Genomic DNA, 24,427 nt, shown 5'->3' with positions numbered 1-24,427 from the left:
CTTTATATAAAAGCGTATCTAAAACCATGAGCAACTTCAATTATCCATTAAACTTTCTATTTAAGATTTCTACTTTTCATAATGATTTTACGATAAAGGATAGTGAGGATCGTACGCTATTTTACGTTCGTCAAAAACTGTTCAAGTTAAAAGAGGAAATCATTATTTTTTCTGATGAAAGTCGGTCAGAACAACAATATAGTATTAAAGCAGACCGTTGGTTAGATTTCAATGCAAACTACACGTTTACCGATCATAAAACGACTGAAATAATTGGAAAGGTAGGACGAAAAGGCATGCGATCGATTTGGAAAGCGAATTATAATGCATTTGACCGAGATGGTGTAGAAGATTACAAGATCCAAGAAGATAATGGATGGGTAAAAGTTGGGGATAGCTTTTTGGGAGAGATCCCGATCCTCAATATTCTCACGGGATATCTTTTCAACCCTTCTTATACTATGTATGATAAAGAGGGAAATAAGGTCTTACAACTCCAGAAAAAACCTTCTTTTTTCGGTCGTAAATTCACGTTGGATAAGCTCGCAGAGGTCGATCCCAAAGATGAAACTAGATTAATTCTTTGTTTTATGATGATGATCTTACTCGAACGTGAAAGGGGATAATATAGAAAAGGAGCATATAGATAGTATATGCTCCTTTTTTCTTTATAAATTTTTTATTAAACGGTTCAATTGATATAATTTGACAAGTCTATCAATAAAAAACAGAATCAATAAGGCATAAATGATTTGGGAAACCAATAGTGCATTTTCCTGTTGTGGCAAATTGATGTTAAGATCTCTCCAAGATCTGCTTAGTAAATAATTCAATACTACGCCAAATAGCATTCCGGCCAGGAAAAAGTAAATTCCTTTTTTTCTATCTTGCAAAACGGCAATAGACTTTTTATCATCCTGCTCGATAGTCAACATGACTCGACTTTCAAAATCTGAGAAAGGCATTTTAAGTTTGCTGCTCTGCATCAACGATTTCATTAATTCATCTTTATTCTCCATGCTACACATTTGCTTTATTCATTAATTTCTTCAATATGCCATACATGCGTTTACGACCGCGGTGTAAGATCACACGTGTATTGGCATCAGTCCATCCGGTTATTAGGGAAACCTCTTTAATGCTTTCTTCTTCCAGATAAAATAGGCGTAATGCTAAACTTTCATTGGCAGGTAGTAAGCAAAGTGCTTCATTAATAAGTTGACTTCGCTCCTCTTCTTCCAGTAACGTAAGTTCATGCTCATCGATCAGCTCCTGATTATAATCAGGCTGAAAATCTAATACTTCAATTTTGATCTTGCGTAATCGCATAAAGGCTGTATTGACTACAATTCGGTATAACCAGCTACTAAATTTAGACTGCTGGTGAAACGTGTCCAATTTATGGTAACATTTGACAAAAGCATCCTGAGCGACTTCTTCTGCAAGCGATTCGTTCTTCACAATACTCATTGCAACAGAAAAGACCATATCCTGATACTTCTGTAAAAAATACCGAAAGGAATGCCGATCTCCCGCTAAGACTTTATCAATATACTGTTGATCCATCAATCCCTGTCTTGCTTGGGTTTATCTATATAGCTTGCAAGAACCATCGCAATACCACCACAAAGTACAATAATCGAAACTTTTAAAACTGCAGTAATTGGCTGCACCTGATACTGTGTCATTAAACCAACAATAAACAGTCCTATTCCGATTCCTACAGCTAAAATACCTAACCGTAACCATTGTGAGATCTGCACCTTCTTTTTATAAAACTGAGATAAATCAAGCCCAGCTTCTATCAATGCCATACGTTCTTTGTTGCGAGCTTGAAAATAGTAATAAAGTGTAAAAAAAATTGTGCTAAATAAGGATACAACCATAATAGCAATCACTGTTTCTTCATTCATAATTTATATTTTTCTCATTAGATGCATACAGATTATCAAATGTTACAGCTCAGTGCTATAAATTTAAAAAATATTCTTCTTTACTCTTTTCTAGTTGCTTTATGATTCTACTCAGCAGAAGTGAGATCAACACTTGCAAAACAAGGGTAACTATACGATAGACGAATATTTATGAATAAATTGGTTTTAAATGACGGAATTAAAATGGTAAATAAAACAAATTTATCTAAGTTTGAATAGCATGTATAAAAAAGACGATTCGCCACAGGGTTCAGATGATTTTCACCAGTTTCGGTTTTCAGATATTCATTTTGACAATGAATATCGATACAGCTTTTATTCCTGGATGTCGAACTTATCCGATAACCAAGCTCCTATCCAAATTTTTTCACTTAAGAAAAATGAAGGTCATTTTTTGATTCTTTCTTTAGGCACTAGCTACGATGTCATTGTGGTCTATGACAGCCCCGTGCTTACCTTATTTTGTAATTGTTCTGACCGCGAAGAATTCTGTATCCATCAAAAACTGATTTTAAATGAAATCTATAAGAATGATCACGTGTATTTATTTTTTTCAGCTAATGCTTATCAGGATCATCTGAAAAAAATAGCGATTAAATACGGACTAGAACATGAACTGCAATTGGAAGACTATTTCGAGATCGAATGGGTCGATGGACATGTAAAAATTCACAAAAAGCAAGATAATTTACTGGATCTGTCTTTGGATATCCTTAACACCGCAACTGGTACTGATCTAACACGTATTGACAAAGAAGTCGAACAACAGACCAATATCTTGGTCCTGAAAGAGCATAAATACTACAAACATCCACAGGTATTGCTTTATCGTGCTACACGTGCTAAGAATGGATCTTTAAAAAATCCATTACAACAGATTTCTTGTGAGGAAATGATCTGGAAAAGTAAAGATATCACGGAAAGCCAATTCTTCACGGCTCTTCATTTTTTAGGACAAAATACCGTAGAAGAAGGGAATCAACAGATTATAGCATTTAAAAAGTTGATTAAAAATCCACTGGGACTGGAGATCTATCAGCAGGATAAATCTCAATCCCAAAGTATTTCGGCAAATGGTCTAACGCAGATTACATTAAGAGAGCTTCCAAAGACAATTCGTATCGATATCGATCAAGTTGGTAATTTTTTTACTATTCGGAGTTCCATCCAAATTGCAGGACAAGATCATCCTTTACAGCAACTTGCGTTAGTATTTGATTATTTCACCCAAGTCCAGCAGCATTTTTATTTTATTGAAAATCGACAGATCCTCACCCTTTTCAAACTGTTCCATACTACAGCTGATCACCTTAAAGTACATCAATCGAAGTTTGAGGATTTTAAGAGAGATTTCTTAATGGTCATGGAAGAAGTCGTAGAAGTCAATTATTTATACATCCCAAAGGCTAGCAGTAAACAAATTAAAGATCAGCAATTCTACAGCGATACTGAAGCGATTATCTATCTTGAAGAATCTGGTGATTACATCAATCTGATCCCAACCATGCGCTACGCTGATGTAGAGGTGCCGGTACGTAGTAGACGGTCCATTTTTGGATTTGATAAAAATGGAAAGAAGTTTTTAGTGAAACGGGATCTCGAAGCTGAACTCCAGATTGTCAGTTTAATCATCAAACAACATCCCTATTTTGAGGAGCAGCTGGATGAAGATTTTCTGCACTTCTATCTGCATCGTAAACATTTCCTGGAATTGGACTGGTTTCTGAATGTTTTTGAGGATTGGCGTAATCATCACATCTCTATCATCGGATTTAACGAAATAAAAACAATTAAATATAATTCCTTTAAGGGCAAAATAGCTATTCATGTGCTCAGTGGGCAGAATTGGTTTAATGTCAATGTGGATATACAGTTTGGCAAAAGTAAAGGTTCTCTTAAAAACCTTCAAAAAGCCATTCGTAACAAATCAAAATTCATCACCTTAGATGATGGTACGCAAGGTATGCTTCCGGAAGAATGGCTTAATAAATTTGAACAGTTTTTTTTAGCTGGTGAAATAATCGATGATAGCCTCTTACAGATTGCGGAAACTAATTATTCAGCTATCGATCAGTACTTTGAGGAACAATGGTTATCCCAAATAGCAAAAGAACGGCTTGAGGAAATCAAAAGTAAAATCAAAAATATCGATCAGGTCAAACCGGTAGCACTATCCAAGGATTTTATAGGCAGCCTAAGAAGTTACCAACATGATGGACTGAACTGGTTGAATTTTTTAGATGAGTTTAATTTTGGAGGTTGCCTAGCAGATGATATGGGGCTTGGAAAAACGATCCAGATCATTGCCTTTATTTTAAACCAGCGTATCAAAGTTAAAAACAATTGCAATCTACTGATACTGCCAACTACGCTTATTTTCAACTGGAAAAATGAACTGGAGAAATTTGCACCATCGATTAAAACACTTGTACTGCAAGGCACAGATCGGCAAAAAAACACCCAAGGATTTGAGCAATATGAACTGATATTAATTTCTTATCATAACCTATTGACCGATATCAATCATTTAAAAAAACATGCTTTCAACTATATTTTTTTAGACGAGTCGCAACAGATAAAAAACCCCAATTCACAACGTTACCAAGCGGTCACCAAACTCACTGCGCGCAATCGTATCGTCATCACTGGAACACCAATCGAAAACAGTACCATGGATTTGTTTGCTCAACTGTCCTTTGCTAACCCCGGATTATTAGGTTCAAAAAAATATTTTAAAGATGTTTACACAACGCCTATCGATGGATTTAGTAATAAAAAAAGACTGGAAGAACTGCAACGCAAAGTAAAACCTTTTATTCTAAGACGCACAAAAACTGAGGTCGCCAAAGAGTTGCCTGCAAAAAATGAAATCGTACTTTACTGCGAGATGAAACCTGCGCAAAGGCATATCTATGATACGTATGAAAAAGAATTTCGAGAATTTATATCTGTAAAAGATGGAGATGAAATCCGTAAAAGTCCCATGCATGTCTTAAAAGGACTGACTAAACTGCGACAGATCTGTAACTCAACAAAATTGCTAAAAACAGAAGATCTAAGTGTGGAGCAAGATGCATGTAAAATTGAAATGCTGGTGGAACAGGTGCTGGATAAAAGTCCTTATCAAAAAATTATCATCTTTTCACAGTTTGTCAGTATGTTAAATCTAATCGAAATGGCTTTATCAAAACACGATATCACGGCACTAAAATTGACAGGACAAACAAGAGATAGGCAATATATTGTATCTCAATTTCAGGAAAATGATGCGCAAAGGGTTATCTTGATCAGTTTAAAAGCTGGTGGAACAGGTCTAAATCTAACGGCCGCGAGTTTAGTTTATCTGGTAGACCCCTGGTGGAATCCTGCTGTTGAAGCACAAGCTATCGACCGTGCTTTCCGGATCGGTCAAGCCAAAGATGTGACCGCTATACGTTTGATCTGCCCAGATACTGTCGAGGACAAAATCATGAAACTGCAGGCAAATAAAACAGCCATAGCGGATAATATCATTTCCAGCAAATACAATCCAATTGCGGATTTTATGAATAAAGAGCGTTTACTTGCTCTATTTGAATAGACAGGAAATTTAGAAAGAACTACTGCACCGATGAAAAAATTAAAGCAAACCATGGAATATTTGAAATCTCTAGAAAAGATTTCTGTTGCAGAAAACATACATGATATTTGGTCTTATATCTGCTATTCTCCTAAAATGCCTTTGAGACATCATCAGGAACAGTTGATTGAATTAGCCTCAAAAAATAAACTGACGGTAAAAGATGAGTTTTTCTGTGGCCATCTATTATCCTTTCCTGTCTTTCGTTGGGGAGCGGGTAAGGACATCGTTTTATTAACACATGGATGGGGATCAAAAGCTGCGGATTTTTCCATACTTATTGAGCAGCTATTGGAAAATCCAGACTTAACGATAATTGCATTTGATGCCCCTGGAAATGGAGAGGCTGAGGGTGAGCTATCCAACTTAATCTTATATATAGAAGCTGTGCAAGCTATTATAACTGCCTACGGTATGCCTGCCATAACAATTGGTCATTCTCTTGGGGCTATGGCCAATGTCGCGGCTTTAGCCCATATCAAACATGAGCCAACTTGGATCATTAGCCTTACTCCTCTAGTAAACTTAAAAGCGAATTTTGCGGCCAGCATGGATTATGTAAATGTTCCCCGAGATGTTCAAGAGCACTTCTTCCACAATTTTGAAGAAAAATTCAATATGAAAATTGCTTATTTTCATTTAAATAGTTTATACACCTTCCCTAATAGCCAACAGCATCTGTTACTGTACGACAAGGAAGATAAAATTGCTCCCTATGATTATCTGCAATCATATTTGGAAGATCATCCTCAAATAGAAGCTATCAACCTGAACGCTGTTGGTCATGAAAAAATATTAAGGTCTCCTGAAGCTATAGCGCTAATCCTTGAAAAGGTGAAAACGTTACAGTCAGAAAAATAAGACGGTGACGAATATGAGCTATAATAGCGTATCACTAAAATATTGACTTAATTGAAATCCTGAATAGTTAGTAAAAACTTCATCAATCATGCGAAATAGTTCCTTGCACACCTTCTTAACTTACAGTATTGCCTTCGTTTGGTTTGCAAATGGTCTATATTGTAAAGTGCTGAATTTAGTTCCACGACATCAAAAAATTGTCTCCGTAATTTTAGGTGATCAATATGCAGGCGTATTAACGTTACTTATCGGTCTCGCAGAAATTATTATGGCTATATGGATTTTAAGCGGTTTTAAGTCACGTTTAAATTGTATTGTTCAAATTATTGTAATTGCTATGATGAACAGTCTAGAACTATTATTTGTACCTCATTTATTGCTTTGGGGTCCCTGGAATATCTTATACGCTTTAATATTTATCCTCATTATCTACAGCAACGAATACTATTTTTCTAAAAATAAAGGCCATGTTCGCATTTCTTAAAAATCACCCTTTTGCTGTTGAAGCATATTTCGAAAGTTCTATTGTTTTAACATTTGCCGTTTCTAAGGAGAAATTAGTGGAACTGATTCCTAAAACATTGACATTGGATACACTTAATGACCGCTATGGATTTTTGGCTGTAGCATTAGTGAAAACAACTCAATTAAGACCTAAAGGTTTTCCGAAGGTATTCGGAAATGATTTCTTTCTTATTGGATATCGAATTTTTGTAAAATATGAAAATGAAAAAGGGAAGAAACGTCGTGGATTATATATTCTAAAATCCGAAACCAATCGAAAAAAAATGGAAATTTTGGGCAATATCTTTAGTCATTATAATTATAGGACAACCGATATCCAACAGCAACAAAAAGGTAAAGAGCATTGCGTTTCTTCCAAAAATTCTAATTTTCAGATCGAGTATAGCGAGGGAGATATTAACAGTGAATTACCGGCACAATCTCCCTTTATTGATTGGAAAGAGGCCAGGAAATATGCTGGACCACTTCCATTTACTTTTAATTATGATGCAAAGAATAACGAAATGCTAATTATTGAGGGAGTCAGAGAAAACTGGAAACCTATCCCAATAACAGTATCTCAATACCATGTCGAATTTTTGAAAGAGCTAAAATTAGATGATGCTATGTTAGCAAATGCTTTTATTATTAATGATATATCCTATTCTTGGAAAAAAGGAATTAAAGAAAAATGCAGCAATTAAGGAAACCACTTCAAGGTCTAGGAAATATCATCCGATTCAATTGGCACTTCTATCTCATTGCCTTATTGTGTATAGGTTTATTATTATGGGGTTATTTTATCGTTAGTGATCATCTTAAATTTTATTTTTTGGTACTGTTGAGTATGGTCTGTCTCTCTACGGGACTGTCTTTAATTGCATCATTTTATATTTATGATTTCAGCGATTTCTATTCTTTAAAATGGTTAAAAAAATCTTATGAAAATAGATCAATTGTGAATATTAATGCAGGATTTGACGAAACAACTATATATTTAAAACAGGTATTTCCGCAATCAACGATACAAATACTTGATTTTTATGATGCAAAAAAACACACAGAAATTTCTATCAAAAGAGCTCGAAAAGCATATCCATTAGCTAAATCCTGCCTAACGATCAGCACGCTACATATTCCTATTCAATACCAATCAATAGATTTGATATTTCTTATTCTAGCTGCACATGAAATTCGTAATTCAAATGAACGAACTCTATTTTTTAAAGAAATACATCGAACTTTAAAACCTAATGGTGAGGTATATATTGTAGAGCATTTAAGGAACATACCTAATTTTTTAGCTTTCAATATCGGTTTTTTTCACTTTTACAGTAAAAAAAACTGGATAAAAAATTTTAAGGCCTCTGGTTTTGATATCGTTGAAGAAAAAAAACATACTCCATTTATGAGCATATTTAAATTAATGAAAAATGATTGTACACCTTAAATTCATTGGTTTTATTTTAATCTTTTTAGGTATCATACATCTATATTTCCCCAAATATTTTAATTGGAAAGAAGAATTAAAATCACTCAGTTTGATTAACAAAGAGATGATGTTGATCCACACTTTCTTTATCGCAATCACAATAATCTTAATGGGCGTTCTTTGCATATCATCTTCTGAAGAACTCGTCGAAACAGAACTTGGTAACAAATTATCTTTGGGAATGGGGATTTTTTGGTTGTTGAGATTACTTATTCAATTTTTTGGATATTCCAGTAAACTTTGGAAAGGCAAAAATTTTGAAACATTAATTCATATTATTTTTTCTTGCCTCTGGTGTTATCTGACCCTAATCTTCATTATGACATCCATAGGGCAAAAAACATTTTTCTAATGATTAACTTTGTACCACAAACATTTACATAGTAGCATGATTAAAGCAGTTTTTTTTGATATCGACGGTACCCTTCTTAGTTTCGACACCCATAAAGTACCAACTTCAACCGAAAAAGCCATTCAAAAGTTAAAATCAAAAGGTATAAAAGTCATTGTTTCCACGGGTAGATCTATTAATAGTTTAGATCATATCAAATACTTGGACTTTGATGGTTTTATTACTTTCAATGGTGGTTATTGTATTACAAAAGAAGGTGATGTGCTCTTCAGAAAAGGAATAGATGCGACAGATATTAAATCCTTGATCGACCATGCTGCGCAACATGAAGTGAGTTTCTCACTGATGTCAGAACAAGAAATCTCTATATTTAAAGTTACCCCTGAGATCGCTTCCATGTATGAGCTTTTAAACTTACCTGTTCCTCCACAAAGATCTTATGCTGACTTTGATATGGCATCGGTGCTCCAAACGAATATCTTTATTCAACCGGAAGAACAGGAAACATTTATGAACCAGGTCATGCCTAATTCTGTGGCAAGCCGTTGGACTCCTTTATTTGCAGATGTAAATCCTTTAGGCCAGAGTAAACAAGTAGGAATCGATGTATTTATCGATCATTTTGATATTGACATCAATGAAACGATGTCCTTTGGTGATGGTGGAAACGATATCACGATGTTAAAACATACGGCATATGGTATTGCAATGGGTAATGCTAATCCTGAGGTGAAGGCTATCGCAGACTATATTACTGACGATGTCGACAATGACGGTATTTTTAATGCTTTAGCGCACTTTGAGGTCATTTAAAACCTTAAAGTAAGATTTGAACGAAATGTATGTGCATTACTATTCATGATCAACGTATGTCGATCGCCAAATTCAAATTGTAATCGTGCTTGAAAGTTCTCCATAGTATCATTTATTTTTTGATCGACAATATGGTGATTGACATGATTGGTTACATCCAATAAAAGATTTTTCTCAAACACTGAAATCTTAATTTTCATGGGATATTTTTCTATGGCATGATACCCCTGCCATAAGGCATTTTGAATTAATGGCAGTAATATAAAACGAGGTATTAATAGGTTCGGATATTCGATCTTTTTACTCCACACAATGGACATATGTCCTACAAAAACCTGACTAAATAAATAAACATACCGCTCTATAAAATTGATTTCTGCATCAGCAGAAATCATAGTCTCTGTTTGGAAAGCGATATCCTGATAATCTAAAAAAGCTTGTAAAAAAGACGTATCATTGGGATCATCCTTAATTTTATTTAGACAGCCTCGCAACAATGCAACATCTACCTGACTATTTAGATAAGATAGCGTAGCCTTATCTTTCCATTGCTCCTGTAAGTTTTCAGGAACCTTACTACTCCATAAACGATTCCACAATCGATCCATACGACTCTAATTTATCAAATTTAACGCGCTATTTTAACTTTTCTAATGCCTCCGCAACCCTATACTCCACAATCTTTCCGATTAGTTCATAAGGAATTGGTTGCTGTAACGGAAACTGGACTGAACCTTTACCTTGTTTATAAGAAGCAAGTTGGGCCTCAAATTGCGAGTGACCGGTCGGTGTTGCATAAAACCCAATATGTTTCTGAAAACCGCCAAAATAAACGAGTGGTTTTCCTTTAAAGTGATAAGCTGGCATACCGTAGGCAATTTTCTCTTTAGTGTCGGGAGCATGATCCATAATGGTCTTCCGCATCTGCAACAAAATCTGTTGGATGTCTTTTGGAAAAGAAGCGATATACTCGTCTACTGTTTTAAAGTCAATCTTCATTGTTAATATGATCTTACAATACAAAATAAATGTAAACAAAAGGGAACCATTTTACCAATGATTCCCTTTTGTTTTATACAATAATTTATCCAAATATTACTCCAAACCACTGACACCACCAGAAACAACTAGCTTCATTGCGTCTGTAGCAGACATATCTAATTTTGTTACTAAGGAAGATTTCACGACAACAACTTGTCCTGCGAACGAGTAAGAATAAGGAAAGTAAACAACCACTTCATCTGTCAAATTAATTTTTGATAAATCCGATTGTGTCAAGAAACCAATCTTACTCACACCAATTTCATTCACTTTGACCAAGACAGGGACATTGAATTTTTTGGCATCACCAACAAATGCTTCTGTAAAATCCTTAATCGATGAGTACAAAGTATTCAACAATGGAATACGATTAATCTGATTATTCAACCAGTGCTTAATAGGATCCGTAACAAAATTGGTAAAAACAATTCCTGCTACAACCAAGATTAAAATAACCGTTAAAATACCAATGCCTGGTATATATAAAGGATGCCCAGTCTCATCTTCTAAAAATAAACCTGTTAGATTGAGTGCCGAATCGACCGAAGCTACAATCCAGACAATTAAGAAAATAGCACCTGCTAAAGGAACAACGACCAAGGTTCCTTTTATAAGATAATTTAAAAAAGCTCTAATTAATTTTGATAACATATCACTTGTACCTATAGACTCTGCAAAGATGCGAAATAAGCCTTGAATTACTCGTAAAAATAAACTCTTTTAACCCGTTGGGAGATATTCACCAACAATTCATAAGGGATAGTCCCAATTGCTAATGCAGCCTCTTTCAGATCTGGATAGACAATAACTTCATCTTCTTCATTGACGTCAATATCAGTAACATCTAACATACACATATCCATGCAGATATTACCAATTGTGGGTACCAGTTGCCCATTGATAGACATCTTTCCCACACCGTTTCCAAAACGACGATCATAACCATCTGCATAACCAATCTTAATAGTAGCTGTACGACTAGCACGCTTTAACACACCTGCACGATTGTACCCTACAGTCTCTGTAGCAGCAAGCGATTTGATCTGTGTCACATTAGTTTTCAAAACACTGACTTCTCGAACAGGTAGATCATCACGATCCATATCAATTCCATAGAGACCAATCCCCAATCTTACCATGTCAAAATATGCACTAGGCCATAGATCGATACCTGATGTCGCAGCTATATGTCTTATAAAAGAATATCCTAACTCCTGCTTAAGCTTGGTCGCAAATACATCCAAAAGATGAATTTGATTTTCTGTAAACGCATGATCCACTGCATTTCCTGCTGATGCCAGATGTGAAAAAACAGACTGAACCTTCATTGCCTCTTGATCTTTCAACACAGCCAGTAATTCATCAATTTCTTCTGGCATAAATCCCAATCGATGCATACCCGTGTCTACTTTGATATGGACAGGAAAGTTTTTTAATTGATGTAGCTCCAAATAACGAAGAAATGAAGCTAAAATTCTAAAACTATAGATTTCTGGTTCCAATTTATACTGTACAATGGCATCAAAAGCATTTTCATCTGGACTCATGACCACTATTGGAAGTGTAATGCCACCGTTTCGAAGATCAACACCTTCATCGGCAAAAGCTACTGTCAAATAATCCACATGATTGAATTGTAGCAAATTAGCGATTTCAAAGCTTCCACTACCATAGGAGAATGCTTTGACCATAGCCATTAATTTTACTCCTGCTGGCAATAATCCTCGGTAGACATTAAGATTGTGTTCCAATGCATTCAGATTAATTTCTAAAATGGTATCATGGGATTTTGCAACCAATCGTTTACTGATTTGTTCAAAATGGTAATCACGTGCTCCTTTGATCAAGATAGTGGCATTACTATATTCAATATGCTTAAAATCTTCTATAAACGATGCTGTATCTGGGTAACTGGTTACTGGTAATGAAAATTGAGCTGACAACTGATTCAGTATCGGTCCTATAAAAATCAGATCCGTGAGATCACTGTCTATAATCAAGCGTTTCAATTTATTGATGCTTTTCTCATCGTGCAAGCGAACACCTGGGATATCCGAAAGAATCAATACTTTACGCTGATTTTGTTTCTGCTGTTTTAGAAAATCCAAAGCAATCTGCAGTGCAACTAAATCATTACTGTACGAATCATCAATGATGGAACTGTTATGCTTCCCTTTTTTCAATTCAAGACGCATTTCCATGGGTTGTAATGTAGCTATTCGTTCTGCTATGGTTTTGAAATCATAACCAAATGTAATCATGACAGCGATACATGAAATGGCATTTTCTATAGATGCTTGATCGACAAAAGGGATCTTTACCGTGAAAAATTGTCTGGAGAAACATAAGCTGAGTAATGTGGCTTGATCTTCCTCTTTTTTAACAGAATAGACTTCCAATTGACAGCTGTCATCTTCTCCCCATGCAAATTTATAGATCTGGGAAGGCATATATATATGCTCCAAATATTTTTTTGGATAGATCAATACTTCAGCATCCGTGAAGAGTTTCAGTTTTTCATCAATTTTTTGCTCTTTAGAGTCAAACCCCTCTTTATGTGCCACACCGATATTGGTCAGTATACCATGTGTAGGTTTGATCATCTGTTGAAGTTTTGCCATCTCTCCTACTTCACTGATCCCGGCTTCTATAATCGCAAAATTATATTGGTCATTCAATTCCCACAATGATAGAGCAACTCCAAGCTGCGAGTTATAACTTTTTGGGCTGCGGTATATTTTATATTCAGGAGATAATAATTGAAAAAGCCATTCTTTCACAATAGTTTTACCGTTGCTCCCTGTAATACCTAAGACCGGGGATTTAAATTTCATCCTTTGATGACCAGCAATGGCTTGTAATGCCAAGAAAGTATCGGCCACCCATAATATATTAGCATCTTGCAATACCAGTTCTTGTTGAAAATCATCTTGTAACACAAAATTTCTAATTCCTTTGCTATAGGCATCCATAATAAACTCATGTCCATCCCGACGGTTGACCAGAGCAAAAAATAATCCTGTTTCTGCATTGACGATCTTACGTGTATCATATATCAAATTTTGAATGATACATTGATCATTAACTATAATTGATCTTTGAGGGCTTAAAATCTCCGAAATATCCGCTATGCTGTACATGATTAAAAATTTTATTCAATCAAAGCTCCACATTTTTTCAGTAAGTTCAATATATTTTTGAAATTTGTAAAGATGTTTGACGAAGAGAAAACAAGAAAAAAAATATACACACCTAAGCAGGCATTGCTCAAGGCGGAGAGTTATTGTGCGTATCAAGAACGGGCTCAACAAGAAGTACGGGATAAATTATATGACTGGGGATTACACCAAGAAGATGTTGAGCAAATCATCTCGCAATTGATATCAGAGAATTTCTTAAATGAAGAACGATTTGCGATTGCTTATACCTTGGGTAAGCTGCGGATAAAGAGCTGGGGAAAAATAAAGATCAAACAGTCTTTAAAATTTAAACGAGTTTCAGAACCTTTGATTAAAATTGCATTATCGAAAATTGATTTAGATGAATATGAGCATAAACTCAGCGAGCTGGTCGATAAAAAACAGTTTTTAATAAAAGATAAAGATCCTTATATAATCAAGAATAAGCTATTTCAATATGCTTTATCCCGCGGTTTTGAAAGTGATATCATTTCTTCTGTCCTGAAAGAAAAGGGCTTATAAAAAAAAGAAAATAAAGCTTGGATGAAAATTTGTTTTTTTAATTATTAGCTCTATATTTGCATCACCAAAACAGAAAACAACTTGTTAGCTGTTAGTAATGCGAAAATAGCTCAGCTGGTAGAGCACAACCTTGCCAAGGTTGGGGTCGCGAGTTCGAATCTCGTTTTTCGCTCCACATTAAGATCACCTGCCTAGGTGGTGGAACTGGTAGACACGCAGGACTTAAAATCCTGTTTCCGTTAAGGAAGTGCGGGTTCGATTCCCGCCCTAGGTACAAGAAAGCTCATCCAAAAGATGGGCTTTTCTTGTTTTAGACCCTGTCTTTTTTGATTGAATTGATTAAACATATTCTCTGGTTTTTTATCATGTTATAAATAAGCAGTGAAATAATCGTGATCTTATAGAAGGTTCATAAAGTTAAAACCCTATAATAATCCACTATTAAATTTCAATTATATCATTCTCAACTTCTACTCGATATCAAACAGTTATTATCTTCTTAGAAATTCAACTCTCATGGTAAAATTTTCTTTAAAATTAGTTCCTTACTATGTTGTAATAAAATGTGATTTTGTATTTTTTTATATCTTTAGCAAACGAAAACTTTTTCAACACAACACCGCAACAGCTTACATATGATAACTAACATCAAGATCACAGATACCAAAATTTTGTCTGATAATTGGTATGTTCTCAAAAAGATTACTTATGAATATTTAAAAAAGGATGGTACGATTATAAGTCAAAGTAGAGAGGCCTACGATAGAGGAAATGGTGCTACTATTTTACTATACAACAAAGAGCAAAAAACTGTTATCCTGACCCGACAATTTCGCCTTCCAACATTTATTAATGGAAATGAAACAGGAATGATGATTGAAGCTTGTGCAGGTTTACTGGATAAAGATAATGCGGAAGATTGTATTAGAAGAGAAACGGAAGAAGAAACGGGATATAAAATTACAGATGTAAGAAAGATATTTGAAGCTTACATGTCTCCTGGCTCGGTTACAGAAATTCTTCATTTCTTTATAGCCGAATATGCAAAAGAAATGAAGGTGAGTGAAGGTGGAGGACTGGATCATGAAGAAGAAAACATTGAGGTATTAGAATTAGATATTTCCGAAGCCATGCAGATGGTCGCGAACGGTGAGATCAAAGATGCTAAAACAATTATGTTGCTTCAATATATTAAATTAAACGATATTTTATAAGCTCCTTTAGTAATTCTGGTCGATTCTACTTGCTCTATTTTATGATCTGTCAAGGAGAAGAGGTGGATATACTCTTCTGTCACAAAACAATGGATAGACTAAAATAAATCTACCTCTTTTCGTTTATTAATTTTTTTTACCTAGTTTAGTGAAAACTTTAGGGGTGTCTGCAAGATTTGCAGGCTGAGATTTTACCCTTAGAACCTGATCCGGATCATACTGGCGTAGGGAAAAGTAAGATGTCTTCATTGTGCATATACCTGCATAACTGTGGCCATTCCTAAAGTTTTTTATTTAAAAATTTTAAAAGGAATGGAACTCACGATCAATCACCAAGCACGTTTTTTTGAACAGCCACCCTCCTCTTTGGAAGGTTTGATGCTTTTGGAATTTCCAGAAAAAAGCAAAGGAATTGCTGTTGCCATTAATAACCAAGTCATACCCAAAACGGCTTGGGCAACGACCAAATTACAGCATCAGGATTCAATTCTCATCATTTCCGCAACGCAAGGCGGATAAATCATTCATACCTATACTAAACCATTATGTTAGAACAAAACATTACCCAGACCCCTTTCCCAAATTCGAAAAAAGTCTACATCCCAGGAAAACTCTTCCCAATTCAGGTGGCTATGCGTGAAATTACGCTTAGCCCTACTAAATTAAGCAAAGGTGGTGTGGAAATCAATCCTCCGGTAACCATTTATGATACATCAGGTCCATATACCGATGATCACGCAAAAATCGATATCCGTAAGGGTCTACCACGCACTCGAGAAAATTGGATATTGGACAGGCAAGATGTTGAAATTTTACCGCAGATCAGTTCCGATTATGGTCAAGAACGATTGGCGGATGCGGATCTGGATGAACTTCGTTTTGAATATAGCCATAAGCCTAAAAAAGCATTAGCAGGTCAAAACGTAAGTCAATTACATTATGCTAGAAAAGGGATCATCACCCCAGAAATGGAATATGTTGCTATTCGTGAAAATCAACGCATTGAGCAAATAGAAGCGGCGACAATGGGTATGGAACACCAACACGCGGGACATAGTTTTGGTGCTCGTACACCAAAGAAATCGATCACAGCGGAATTTGTACGTGAAGAAATCGCAGCGGGTAGAGCTATCATCCCGAACAATATCAATCATCCAGAAAGTGAACCGATGATTATCGGACGTAATTTTTTAGTGAAAATAAATGCCAATATTGGCAATAGTGCAGTGACGTCCAGTATTGAGGAAGAAGTAGACAAAGCTGTTTGGGCATGTCGCTGGGGTGCAGATACGATAATGGATCTTTCAACGGGTAAAAATATCCATGAAACACGTGAATGGATCATCCGTAATTCTCCAGTCCCAATCGGCACAGTGCCTATATATCAAGCTTTGGAAAAAGTAAAAGGTGTAGCAGAAGATCTGACTTGGGAGATATTTAGAGATACCTTAATCGAACAAGCAGAACAGGGTGTTTCCTACTTCACCATTCATGCAGGGGTATTGTTGAGATATATTCATCTGACAGCAAAACGCGTAACGGGAATTGTATCTCGTGGTGGATCGATCATGGCAAAATGGTGTTTATTCCATCATAAGGAAAACTTTTTATATACGCACTTTGAAGATATCTGTCAGATCATGAAGCAATACGATGTCGCCTTTTCATTGGGTGATGGTCTTCGCCCTGGTTCTATTGCTGATGCGAACGATGCTGCACAGTTTGCGGAGTTAGAGACTTTAGGGGAGTTAACTAAAATTGCATGGAAACATGATGTACAAGTTATGATTGAAGGGCCTGGTCACGTGCCGATGCATATGATTAAGGAAAATATGGACAAACAGCTTGAAGTTTGTGATGAAGCACCTTTTTATACGTTGGGTCCATTGACGACAGATATTGCTCCTGGTTATGACCATATTACTTCGGCAATAGGTGCGGCTATGATCGGATGGTTTGGATGTGCCATGCTATGCTATGTTACTCCTAAAGAACATCTTGGATTGCCGAATCGAAAAGATGTGAAAGATGGGGTCATTACCTATAAATTAGCCGCACATGCCGCTGATCTAGCCAAAGGGCATCCTGGAGCTCAATACCGAGATAATGCTTTGAGCAAGGCTAGGTTTGAGTTCCGTTGGGAAGATCAGTTTAATCTTTCATTAGATCCCGATACCGCGCGAGAATTTCATGATGAAACATTACCGGCTGATGGTGCAAAAGTGGCCCACTTTTGTTCAATGTGCGGTCCCAAATTTTGTTCGATGAAGATTACGCAAGAGATACGGGATTCTGCGGAACAGGGAATGATGGATATGTCTAGAGAATTTATCGAGCAAGGTAAGGAGCTTTATCTATGATCCTAGTTTTGACTGCTGAACAGACTGCACCTCGTGAACTACAGGTGATCAATGATATACTAGACGCGGGATTGGAACTGTTGCACATTCGGAAGTACAGCTTTTCTGATGATGAAATGTCTCAATTTATTAACGGGATAGCAACTCCTTATCGAAATCGCCTTGTCATGCATAGTCATCATCATCTAGCGGAACAATTTAACATCAAGAGATTGCATTTTAATGAGCACGATCGAAAATTGGGGATACAAAATCAGTTCAGTCAACAGACCATCCGATCAACATCAGTACATAGTATCCATGATTTCAACAGATTGGATCATCAATGGTCTTACGCTTTGCTTAGTCCGATGTTTTTAAGCATTTCAAAGCTTAATCATGGGGCTAAACATACCGTAAAAAAAGAACTCAAATACCGGGATAACCAGCAGGTTCATTTAATTGGACTTGCTGGCATACACGCCGAAAACATCATCTCTTTATATCAGGATGGAGTTGATGGGGTCGCATTATTGGGAACCATCTGGAAAAGCGAACAACCTTTAATCAATTTTAAAAAATGTCTACAGATAGACTTTTCCTACTCCTCATAGCAGATCTTGATCCTGACGGTGATACAGGCACTTATATTAAAACTATGGAGCTTTATCGACACTAGCAGTTGATAGGATATAATAAAATCGAACTATGTCAATTAGAAAAAACTATATCAGACAATTTTTAAAGAGCAAAAAAAGTCTTACCGGTCAACATCATGTTTAGTAAAATTCAATATATATCTCAGGGGAATACAGCTCTGGAACAGGAAACAAATATCAGAAACGCACTACGAGCTGGTGCTGATTGGATTCAATTGCGTTGGAAAGAGGGCAATGAAGATCAATTATTAACATTAGCCATCTGTATTAAACAACTGTGCTTTCAATATGGTGCAAAACTGATCATCAATGATCATGTTCACATTGCTAAAGCCGTAGATGCTGCTGGTGTTCATCTGGGATTAACGGATAGCAGTATACTGGAAGCAAGATTATTACTAGGATCTAAGAAGATTATTGGAGGTACAGCAAATAATCTATCTGATGTACAGCAACGCATAGCAGAAAACTGTGATTACATTGGTCTTGGACCGCTACGTTTTACCTCTACTAAAGAAAAGCTAAGTCCTATATTGGGATTCACAGGATATCAGGAGATCATTCAAAATTTAAGAACTGAAGGAACTGACTATCCTCCTATTTTTGCTATAGGAGGAATCTTACTCGAAGATATTACCCTTCTTCAAGAAATGGGTATATATGGCGTAGCACTCTCAGGTCTCATCACAAAACAACCTCAACTTATTCAAGAACTTAAAAATAAATTGGAATGGATACTTTAAAAATAGCAGATCGCATCTTTAAATCTCGACTTTTCTTAGGAACAGGAAAGTTTGGACACCTCAATCAAATGCAAGAATCTTTGATTGCATCGGGTTCTGAAATGGTTACCATGGCTTTAAAACGGTTGGATCATCAGTCTTTCTCGGATGCATTTTTAGAAGCATTACAGATTCCAGCAGTACATTTGTTGCCAAATACTTCGGGAGCGCGTAATGCTAAGGAAGCTATATTGGCGGCACAACTTGCTCGGGAAGCTTTGGAAACCAACTGGGTAAAATTGGAGATCCACCCGGATTCCCGTTACCTCATGCCTGATCCTATTGAAACGCTATTAGCTACTGAACAGTTGGCAAAACTAGGTTTTATTGTACTACCCTATATACATGCCGACCCCGTGCTTTGTAAACGTCTAGAGGAAGTTGGAACGGCGGCAGTCATGCCATTAGCAGCGCCTATAGGGAGTAATAAGGGATTACGCACTATAGATTTTTTAGAAATGATTATTGCCCAAAGCCAAGTACCTGTCATCGTAGATGCTGGTATAGGCACACCATCTGATGCTGCAAAAGCAATGGAAATTGGTGCCGATGCCGTACTAGTCAATACAGCAATCGCTACGGCAACATATCCTGTGAAAATGGCTGAAGCATTTAAAGAAGCCGTGATCGCAGGAAGAAAAGCCTATCATGCTGGACTAGGCGGGGTGGAAAATCGGGCGATAGCATCTAGTCCTCTAACCTCATTTTTAATCGATTAAACTATCATGATGCAAACGTTTCAACAACTATTTACACAATATAACTGGCATGATATTAAGGAAAAAATATACCATAAAACAATTGATGATGTCAGAAAAAGTCTTCGGAAGGAAAAAAGAAATTTAGACGATTTTCTTGCCTTGATATCTCCTGCGGCGACAACCGAATTGGAGGAGATGGCACGACTGACTCAACAGGTCACACAACGCAGATTTGGTAAAACAATACAATTATATGCTCCTTTATATCTGAGTAATGAATGTCAAAATATCTGTACGTATTGTGGATTTAGTATGGATAATAAAATCAAACGAAAAACACTCTCCAATAGCGAATTATTGTTGGAGGCGATGGCACTAAAATCGATGGGGGTCAATCATGTATTACTGGTGAGCGGAGAAGCAAATAAAACCGTAGAGATCAGTTATTTTAAGAATGCTATCCAGTTACTGAAACCTTATTTTGCGCAGATATCCATTGAAGTACAACCTTTAACATCAGAGGAATATCTCATTTTGCATAATGAGGGAGTCCATTCTGTACTTGTCTATCAAGAAACCTATCATCAAAAGGTCTATAAAACCTATCACCCAAAGGGTAAGAAATCCAATTTTGAATATCGCTTGGATACTCCCGACCGTATCGGTCAAGCAGGTATTCATAAAATCGGATTAGGGGTACTGTTAGGTCTTGAAGATTGGCGTGTGGATAGTTTTTTTAACGCATTACATATTGACTATCTAGAGAAGCAATATTGGCGTACAAAATATTCGGTTTCATTTCCACGGCTACGTCCTGCTGAAGGGGTATCAACGCCTAACTTTATCATGGAAGATCGGGATTTGCTCCAATTAATATGCGCGTATCGCCTATGGAATGAAAATCTTGAAATTTCCATATCTACACGTGAACGTGAAAAATTTAGGGATCATATTATTCCTATCGGTGTGACGAGCATGAGTGCCGCTTCAAAAACAAATCCTGGTGGCTATGTTGTCGATCCCCAATCGCTCGAACAATTTGAAATCAGTGATGAACGAAGTATGGAAACTATCCAAAATATCATTAAAAAAGCTGGATACGACCCTATCATGAAAGATTGGGACATAAGCTACTCGGGATAACAATTTAAATTTTCTATTACATGGAACAACATAGTGCTTTTGATCGATACTCCCGCCAAATTTTTATTAATGAAATCGGTATCGAGGGGCAACAAAAAATCATGGCGGCAAAAGTATTGGTCATTGGTGCAGGTGGATTGGGTTCACCCGTACTTCAATATCTTGCGGCGGCTGGTATTGGAAATATAGGGATTGTTGATTTTGATCATGTCGAAATCCATAATCTCAATAGACAAGTTATTCACGCCGAAAAAAGCATACATGTAGACAAAGTAAAAAGTGCGTCTGCTTATATTGAAGAACTAAATTCTTCCATCAAGGTGACCAGCTTAATGACAAAAATTAGTACTGACAATGTAGATGGTATCATTGCGGCATATGATGTTGTGGTCGATGGTTCAGATAATTTTAACACTAGATATCTTGTCAATGATGCTTGCTCACGTGCTCAAAAGGCATTAGTTTATGGAAGTATCTTTGCTTTTGAAGGGCAAATGGCGGTTTTTAATTATAAAGGTAGTAAGCAACTTCGAGATTTATTTCCTGAGCCTCCGCATCCGGAAGATATACCAACTTGTGACCAATACGGCGTATTAGGTCCGCTTCCAGGTATTATTGGTAGTATGATGGCTATGCAGGTACTGAAAATAGTAACGGATCTTCCTGTCGATTTCAACAAACTGACACTTGTCGACACCTACCTATGGCGATTCACAACAATTGAATTTTAAAATTTTGGACATTAGAAAAATAAGATGGCTATCATAGATTACAGACAGCAATGGGTATTTGATATTAAATTTGAGTCCAAAGGTCTCCTACTTTAAAAACGACTAAAATTTATCTCGCTTCATTTGAGGGAATTACGCTTTAGCTATAAAAAAACATTTTGTAGTCTCTATAATCTACCTATATTTGCAGTATCAAAAGCGAAAATAGCTCAGCTGGTAGAGCACAACCTTGCCAAGGTTGGGGTCGCGAGTTCGAATCTCGTTTTTCGCTCCACTTAATACACCTTGCCTAGGTGGTGGAACTGGTAGACACGCAGGACTTAAAATCCTGTTTCCGTTAAGGAAGTGCGGGTTCGATTCCCGCCCTAGGTACAAGAAAGCTCATCCAAAAGATGAGCTTTTCTTGTATAAACTCTTTTCGGATAGACTCGTTTTAACTAGGATATGATGTATGGTACACCTGTTATAAATCAAGATTTCCTAATTTAAATTGGACTATCCAAACGTTTAAATATTTCCTTAGCATCTGCTGATGATGTATAACATAATATTCCGTTGCTTAGATTATATGATCCATAATCATGTTTATAGTTCAACACTTTCCCTGATTTTATTTTACAGTAAAAAATAAGATGCAATATTTGAGGCGATTACATATAATTATCAAAAAATGATGATTTCAAATTTTGATTTTAGGAAAATCACCGTATATTTGCATCACCAAAACAGAAAACAACTTGTTGACTGTTAGCAATGCGAAAATAGCTCAGCTGGTAGAGCACAACCTTGCCAAGGTTGGGGTCGCGAGTTCGAATCTCGTTTTTCGCTCCACATTAAGATCACCTGCCTAGGTGGTGGAACTGGTAGACACGCAGGACTTAAAATCCTGTTTCCGTTAAGGAAGTGCGGGTTCGATTCCCGCCCTAGGTACAAGAAAGCTCATCCAAAAGATGAGCTTTTCTTGTTTTAAAACGATCCAATTGGCGATTTCAATTTTCAACTGAAATCCAGAAAATCCAATGTCTTTTTAGAAAATTGCTATATTCGAGGTAAAATAAAGTTAGTATGCTCAATTTTTATTATAGTTTATTATTTCTTGCATTCTTAGTTCTTGTGCTATTGACTGTATTTTTATATTGGAAAATCCGAATTTTGAAACGCCAAAATGAATTGCTCACTAAACAGAATCGCGATGTAAATAGTATTTCGCTTCCAGCGGAAACGACCATTTATAAGTTAGATCCACATTTATTAAAAAATGCATTAAACGCAATTCAATCACATGCCTATCAAAGTTATCATGCTCTCGATAAGTTATCCAATGTACTGGATTATATTCTTTATGAAACAGATGGTACATTTGTTAAACTAAAGGATGAAATTGCTTTTGCTCAAAATCTGATTGAGATCAACAAACTTAAAATCAGCCCTTTATTTGATTTGCATATTCGAAAAAAAATTAGCCCTGAAGCTGGAGATATGCTGATAGCGCCTTTTATGACCATCAATCCAATCGAAAATGCGTTTAAACATGCCGATGTTCAAAATGAAAATAGTTATATCTCTGTTGTTTTTGAAGTTGTTGAAGATTATTTTTATCTGACCGTATCTAATCGTATCCAGTCAAAACAACGTACAACGACTACTTTAGGTGGTTTAGGAAACAAAACATTTGTACAACGATTAAAAAGTATTTACGGTGAAGATTATAGTTTAAACACAGAACAAAAAGAAGATATTTACACCGTAACAGTAAAAATAAAACTGTATAAGAATGATTAGATGTATATTGTTGGATGATGAACTTCCTTCACTAAGCTACCTTCAGGCTTTATGTGGTAATTTTAAAGATGTCGAAATTGTAAAAAGTTTTAATAATCCACAAAAATTTTTAGACCAGGTCGACAAGCTTGATTTTAACACATGTGTTATGGATATCCTCATGCCTAATCTTAATGGTCTCGATATTGCAAAACTCTTACCTAATAAGGCTATTATATTTTCGACCGCATATAAAGAGTTTGCGGCTGATGCATTTGATTTGCATGCTGTAGATTATTTACGTAAACCTTATCAAGCTGATCGCTTGCAAATTGCTTTTGATAAAGCGATGAAATGGATTATAGCAAATGCGGTATCTAGCGAAGGTATCATTGAATTGAATAGCAATCAAGGGAAAACTCGAATTACTGCTTCACAAATTGCTTACATTGAAGTCGCAGATCATGATAGAAGGGATAAGTATATAAAGATGACTGACGGACCTGATATTCTTGCAAAAAACATAAGTTTAGACGAAATCATGATGCTTTTACCTGCTGGAAAATTCTGTCGAATCAATAGGCGAAATGTGATTGCATTAGCGACGGTCTCTTCGTATACTGCACAGTATGTGATTTGTAAAATAAAGGGGACATCTGCGATGATAAAGCTTACATTATCTGCACCCTACAGGGATCATTTTATTAACAGTCTAGTTGTTTAGTACATTTTTTTTATTGTTCAGTACAAAAAATACCATTTAAGTTTGTAGAGAAACTT

General features: G+C 36.1%; 25 protein-coding genes, 6 tRNA genes and 1 riboswitch. Of the genes, 24 read left to right on the top strand and 7 right to left on the bottom strand.

Annotated elements, in window-relative coordinates; genetic code table 11:
- Window positions 1-26 precede the first annotated feature (26 nt).
- Window positions 27-626, top strand: coding sequence for an LURP-one-related/scramblase family protein (locus C8N37_RS01060; protein WP_108157153.1), 600 nt, complete (start codon window positions 27-29; stop codon window positions 624-626).
- 42 nt (window positions 627-668) lie between these two features.
- On the opposite strand, the gene C8N37_RS01055 is transcribed toward C8N37_RS01060, so the two are convergent.
- The 3 genes from C8N37_RS01055 to C8N37_RS01045 are packed head-to-tail and all read right to left on the bottom strand — an operon-like array spanning window position 669 to window position 1,913.
- Window positions 669-1,019 (bottom strand): hypothetical protein, encoded by a 351-nt coding sequence (locus C8N37_RS01055; protein WP_108157152.1) that lies wholly within the window; start codon window positions 1,017-1,019, stop codon window positions 669-671.
- A 1-nt stretch (window position 1,020) separates the two neighbouring features.
- Window positions 1,021-1,566: an RNA polymerase sigma factor gene (locus C8N37_RS01050; protein ID WP_108157151.1), complete on the bottom strand. Its 546-nt coding sequence runs from the start codon at window positions 1,564-1,566 to the stop codon at window positions 1,021-1,023.
- The gene (locus C8N37_RS01045; protein WP_108157150.1) at window positions 1,566-1,913 is read right to left on the bottom strand and encodes a DUF6249 domain-containing protein; all 348 of its coding nucleotides are present in this window, start codon (window positions 1,911-1,913) and stop codon (window positions 1,566-1,568) included. The genes C8N37_RS01050 and C8N37_RS01045 overlap by 1 nt, the downstream gene beginning before the upstream one ends.
- A gap of 241 nt (window positions 1,914-2,154) precedes the next feature.
- Between C8N37_RS01045 and C8N37_RS01040 the strand changes: the two genes are divergently transcribed.
- The 6 genes from C8N37_RS01040 (at window position 2,155) to C8N37_RS01010 (ending at window position 9,575) form a co-directional block, all read left to right on the top strand.
- A complete protein-coding gene (locus C8N37_RS01040) occupies window positions 2,155-5,514 on the top strand; it encodes a DEAD/DEAH box helicase (protein WP_108157149.1) in 3,360 nt (1,119 codons plus the stop codon).
- A gap of 30 nt (window positions 5,515-5,544) precedes the next feature.
- A complete protein-coding gene (locus C8N37_RS01035) occupies window positions 5,545-6,414 on the top strand; it encodes an alpha/beta fold hydrolase (RefSeq protein WP_108157148.1) in 870 nt (289 codons plus the stop codon).
- Between the two features lie 88 nt (window positions 6,415-6,502).
- On the top strand, window positions 6,503-6,898 hold the full coding sequence (locus tag C8N37_RS01030; protein WP_108157147.1) for a DoxX-like family protein: 396 nt from the start codon (window positions 6,503-6,505) through the stop codon (window positions 6,896-6,898).
- The gene (locus tag C8N37_RS01025; RefSeq protein ID WP_108157146.1) at window positions 6,882-7,622 is read left to right on the top strand and encodes a DUF2071 domain-containing protein; all 741 of its coding nucleotides are present in this window, start codon (window positions 6,882-6,884) and stop codon (window positions 7,620-7,622) included. The genes C8N37_RS01030 and C8N37_RS01025 overlap by 17 nt, the downstream gene beginning before the upstream one ends.
- Window positions 7,610-8,368: a methyltransferase domain-containing protein gene (locus tag C8N37_RS23025; protein WP_108157145.1), complete on the top strand. Its 759-nt coding sequence runs from the start codon at window positions 7,610-7,612 to the stop codon at window positions 8,366-8,368. Before C8N37_RS01025 ends, C8N37_RS23025 begins: the two co-directional genes overlap by 13 nt.
- A 430-nt stretch (window positions 8,369-8,798) precedes the next feature.
- Window positions 8,799-9,575 (top strand): Cof-type HAD-IIB family hydrolase, encoded by a 777-nt coding sequence (locus tag C8N37_RS01010; RefSeq protein ID WP_108157143.1) that lies wholly within the window; start codon window positions 8,799-8,801, stop codon window positions 9,573-9,575.
- On the opposite strand, the gene C8N37_RS01005 is transcribed toward C8N37_RS01010, so the two are convergent.
- The 4 genes from C8N37_RS01005 to C8N37_RS00990 form a co-directional block, all read right to left on the bottom strand.
- Entirely contained in the window at window positions 9,572-10,183 is a 612-nt protein-coding gene (locus C8N37_RS01005; RefSeq protein ID WP_108157142.1) for a LytS family sensor histidine kinase, read from the bottom strand. The two genes, C8N37_RS01010 and C8N37_RS01005, sit on opposite strands and share 4 nt — an antisense overlap.
- Before the next feature lie 28 nt (window positions 10,184-10,211).
- The gene (locus C8N37_RS01000) at window positions 10,212-10,574 is read right to left on the bottom strand and encodes an iron chaperone (RefSeq protein ID WP_108157141.1); all 363 of its coding nucleotides are present in this window, start codon (window positions 10,572-10,574) and stop codon (window positions 10,212-10,214) included.
- Between the two features lie 96 nt (window positions 10,575-10,670).
- Window positions 10,671-11,267 (bottom strand): DUF502 domain-containing protein, encoded by a 597-nt coding sequence (locus tag C8N37_RS00995; RefSeq protein ID WP_108157140.1) that lies wholly within the window; start codon window positions 11,265-11,267, stop codon window positions 10,671-10,673.
- A 47-nt stretch (window positions 11,268-11,314) separates the two neighbouring features.
- Window positions 11,315-13,756, bottom strand: a complete 2,442-nt coding sequence (locus C8N37_RS00990; protein WP_108157139.1) for a bifunctional UDP-N-acetylmuramoyl-tripeptide:D-alanyl-D-alanine ligase/alanine racemase — start codon at window positions 13,754-13,756, stop codon at window positions 11,315-11,317.
- A 72-nt stretch (window positions 13,757-13,828) separates the two neighbouring features.
- On the opposite strand from C8N37_RS00990, the gene C8N37_RS00985 reads away from it, so the two are divergent.
- From C8N37_RS00985 to C8N37_RS00905, 17 genes are all read left to right on the top strand, one after another.
- Window positions 13,829-14,317, top strand: a complete 489-nt coding sequence (locus C8N37_RS00985) for a regulatory protein RecX (protein WP_108157138.1) — start codon at window positions 13,829-13,831, stop codon at window positions 14,315-14,317.
- Window positions 14,318-14,416: 99 nt separating this feature from the next.
- A tRNA-Gly gene (locus tag C8N37_RS00980) sits at window positions 14,417-14,492 on the top strand.
- A 14-nt stretch (window positions 14,493-14,506) separates the two neighbouring features.
- Window positions 14,507-14,591: transfer RNA gene (locus C8N37_RS00975), tRNA-Leu, on the top strand.
- A gap of 361 nt (window positions 14,592-14,952) precedes the next feature.
- Entirely contained in the window at window positions 14,953-15,531 is a 579-nt protein-coding gene (gene nudK, locus C8N37_RS00970) for a GDP-mannose pyrophosphatase NudK (RefSeq protein ID WP_108157137.1), read from the top strand.
- 149 nt (window positions 15,532-15,680) lie between these two features.
- A riboswitch (TPP riboswitch) is annotated at window positions 15,681-15,779 on the top strand.
- A 64-nt stretch (window positions 15,780-15,843) separates the two neighbouring features.
- Window positions 15,844-16,050 carry a sulfur carrier protein ThiS gene (thiS, locus tag C8N37_RS00965; RefSeq protein ID WP_108157746.1) on the top strand — a complete coding sequence of 69 codons (207 nt, stop codon included), beginning with the start codon at window positions 15,844-15,846 and terminating at the stop codon, window positions 16,048-16,050.
- A gap of 26 nt (window positions 16,051-16,076) precedes the next feature.
- Entirely contained in the window at window positions 16,077-17,891 is a 1,815-nt protein-coding gene (gene thiC / locus C8N37_RS00960; protein ID WP_108157136.1) for a phosphomethylpyrimidine synthase ThiC, read from the top strand.
- Window positions 17,888-18,484, top strand: a complete 597-nt coding sequence (locus C8N37_RS00955; protein ID WP_108157135.1) for a thiamine phosphate synthase — start codon at window positions 17,888-17,890, stop codon at window positions 18,482-18,484. Before thiC ends, C8N37_RS00955 begins: the two co-directional genes overlap by 4 nt.
- Window positions 18,485-18,645: 161 nt before the next feature.
- On the top strand, window positions 18,646-19,272 hold the full coding sequence (gene thiE / locus C8N37_RS00950; RefSeq protein WP_108157134.1) for a thiamine phosphate synthase: 627 nt from the start codon (window positions 18,646-18,648) through the stop codon (window positions 19,270-19,272).
- Window positions 19,260-20,030, top strand: coding sequence for a thiazole synthase (locus tag C8N37_RS00945; protein ID WP_108157133.1), 771 nt, complete (start codon window positions 19,260-19,262; stop codon window positions 20,028-20,030). Before thiE ends, C8N37_RS00945 begins: the two co-directional genes overlap by 13 nt.
- Window positions 20,031-20,036: 6 nt before the next feature.
- The gene (gene thiH / locus C8N37_RS00940) at window positions 20,037-21,155 is read left to right on the top strand and encodes a 2-iminoacetate synthase ThiH (RefSeq protein WP_373866225.1); all 1,119 of its coding nucleotides are present in this window, start codon (window positions 20,037-20,039) and stop codon (window positions 21,153-21,155) included.
- A 20-nt stretch (window positions 21,156-21,175) separates the two neighbouring features.
- A complete protein-coding gene (locus tag C8N37_RS00935) occupies window positions 21,176-21,886 on the top strand; it encodes a HesA/MoeB/ThiF family protein (RefSeq protein WP_108157132.1) in 711 nt (236 codons plus the stop codon).
- Between the two features lie 198 nt (window positions 21,887-22,084).
- Window positions 22,085-22,160 (top strand) — tRNA-Gly (locus C8N37_RS00930).
- Between the two features lie 13 nt (window positions 22,161-22,173).
- Window positions 22,174-22,258, top strand: a tRNA-Leu gene (locus C8N37_RS00925).
- Window positions 22,259-22,641: 383 nt separating this feature from the next.
- Window positions 22,642-22,717, top strand: a tRNA-Gly gene (locus C8N37_RS00920).
- 14 nt (window positions 22,718-22,731) lie between these two features.
- Window positions 22,732-22,816, top strand: a tRNA-Leu gene (locus tag C8N37_RS00915).
- Between the two features lie 135 nt (window positions 22,817-22,951).
- Entirely contained in the window at window positions 22,952-23,668 is a 717-nt protein-coding gene (locus C8N37_RS00910) for a sensor histidine kinase (RefSeq protein WP_108157131.1), read from the top strand.
- The gene (locus tag C8N37_RS00905) at window positions 23,661-24,371 is read left to right on the top strand and encodes a LytR/AlgR family response regulator transcription factor (protein ID WP_108157130.1); all 711 of its coding nucleotides are present in this window, start codon (window positions 23,661-23,663) and stop codon (window positions 24,369-24,371) included. Before C8N37_RS00910 ends, C8N37_RS00905 begins: the two co-directional genes overlap by 8 nt.
- The last annotated feature ends 56 nt before the right edge of the window (window positions 24,372-24,427 follow it).

The sequence above is a fragment of the Sphingobacterium faecium genome (genome assembly GCF_003054045.1).
Taxonomy (GTDB): domain Bacteria; phylum Bacteroidota; class Bacteroidia; order Sphingobacteriales; family Sphingobacteriaceae; genus Sphingobacterium; species Sphingobacterium faecium.
Note: the sequence above shows the minus strand (reverse complement) of the source record. Positions and strands in the feature narration are given on the sequence as shown.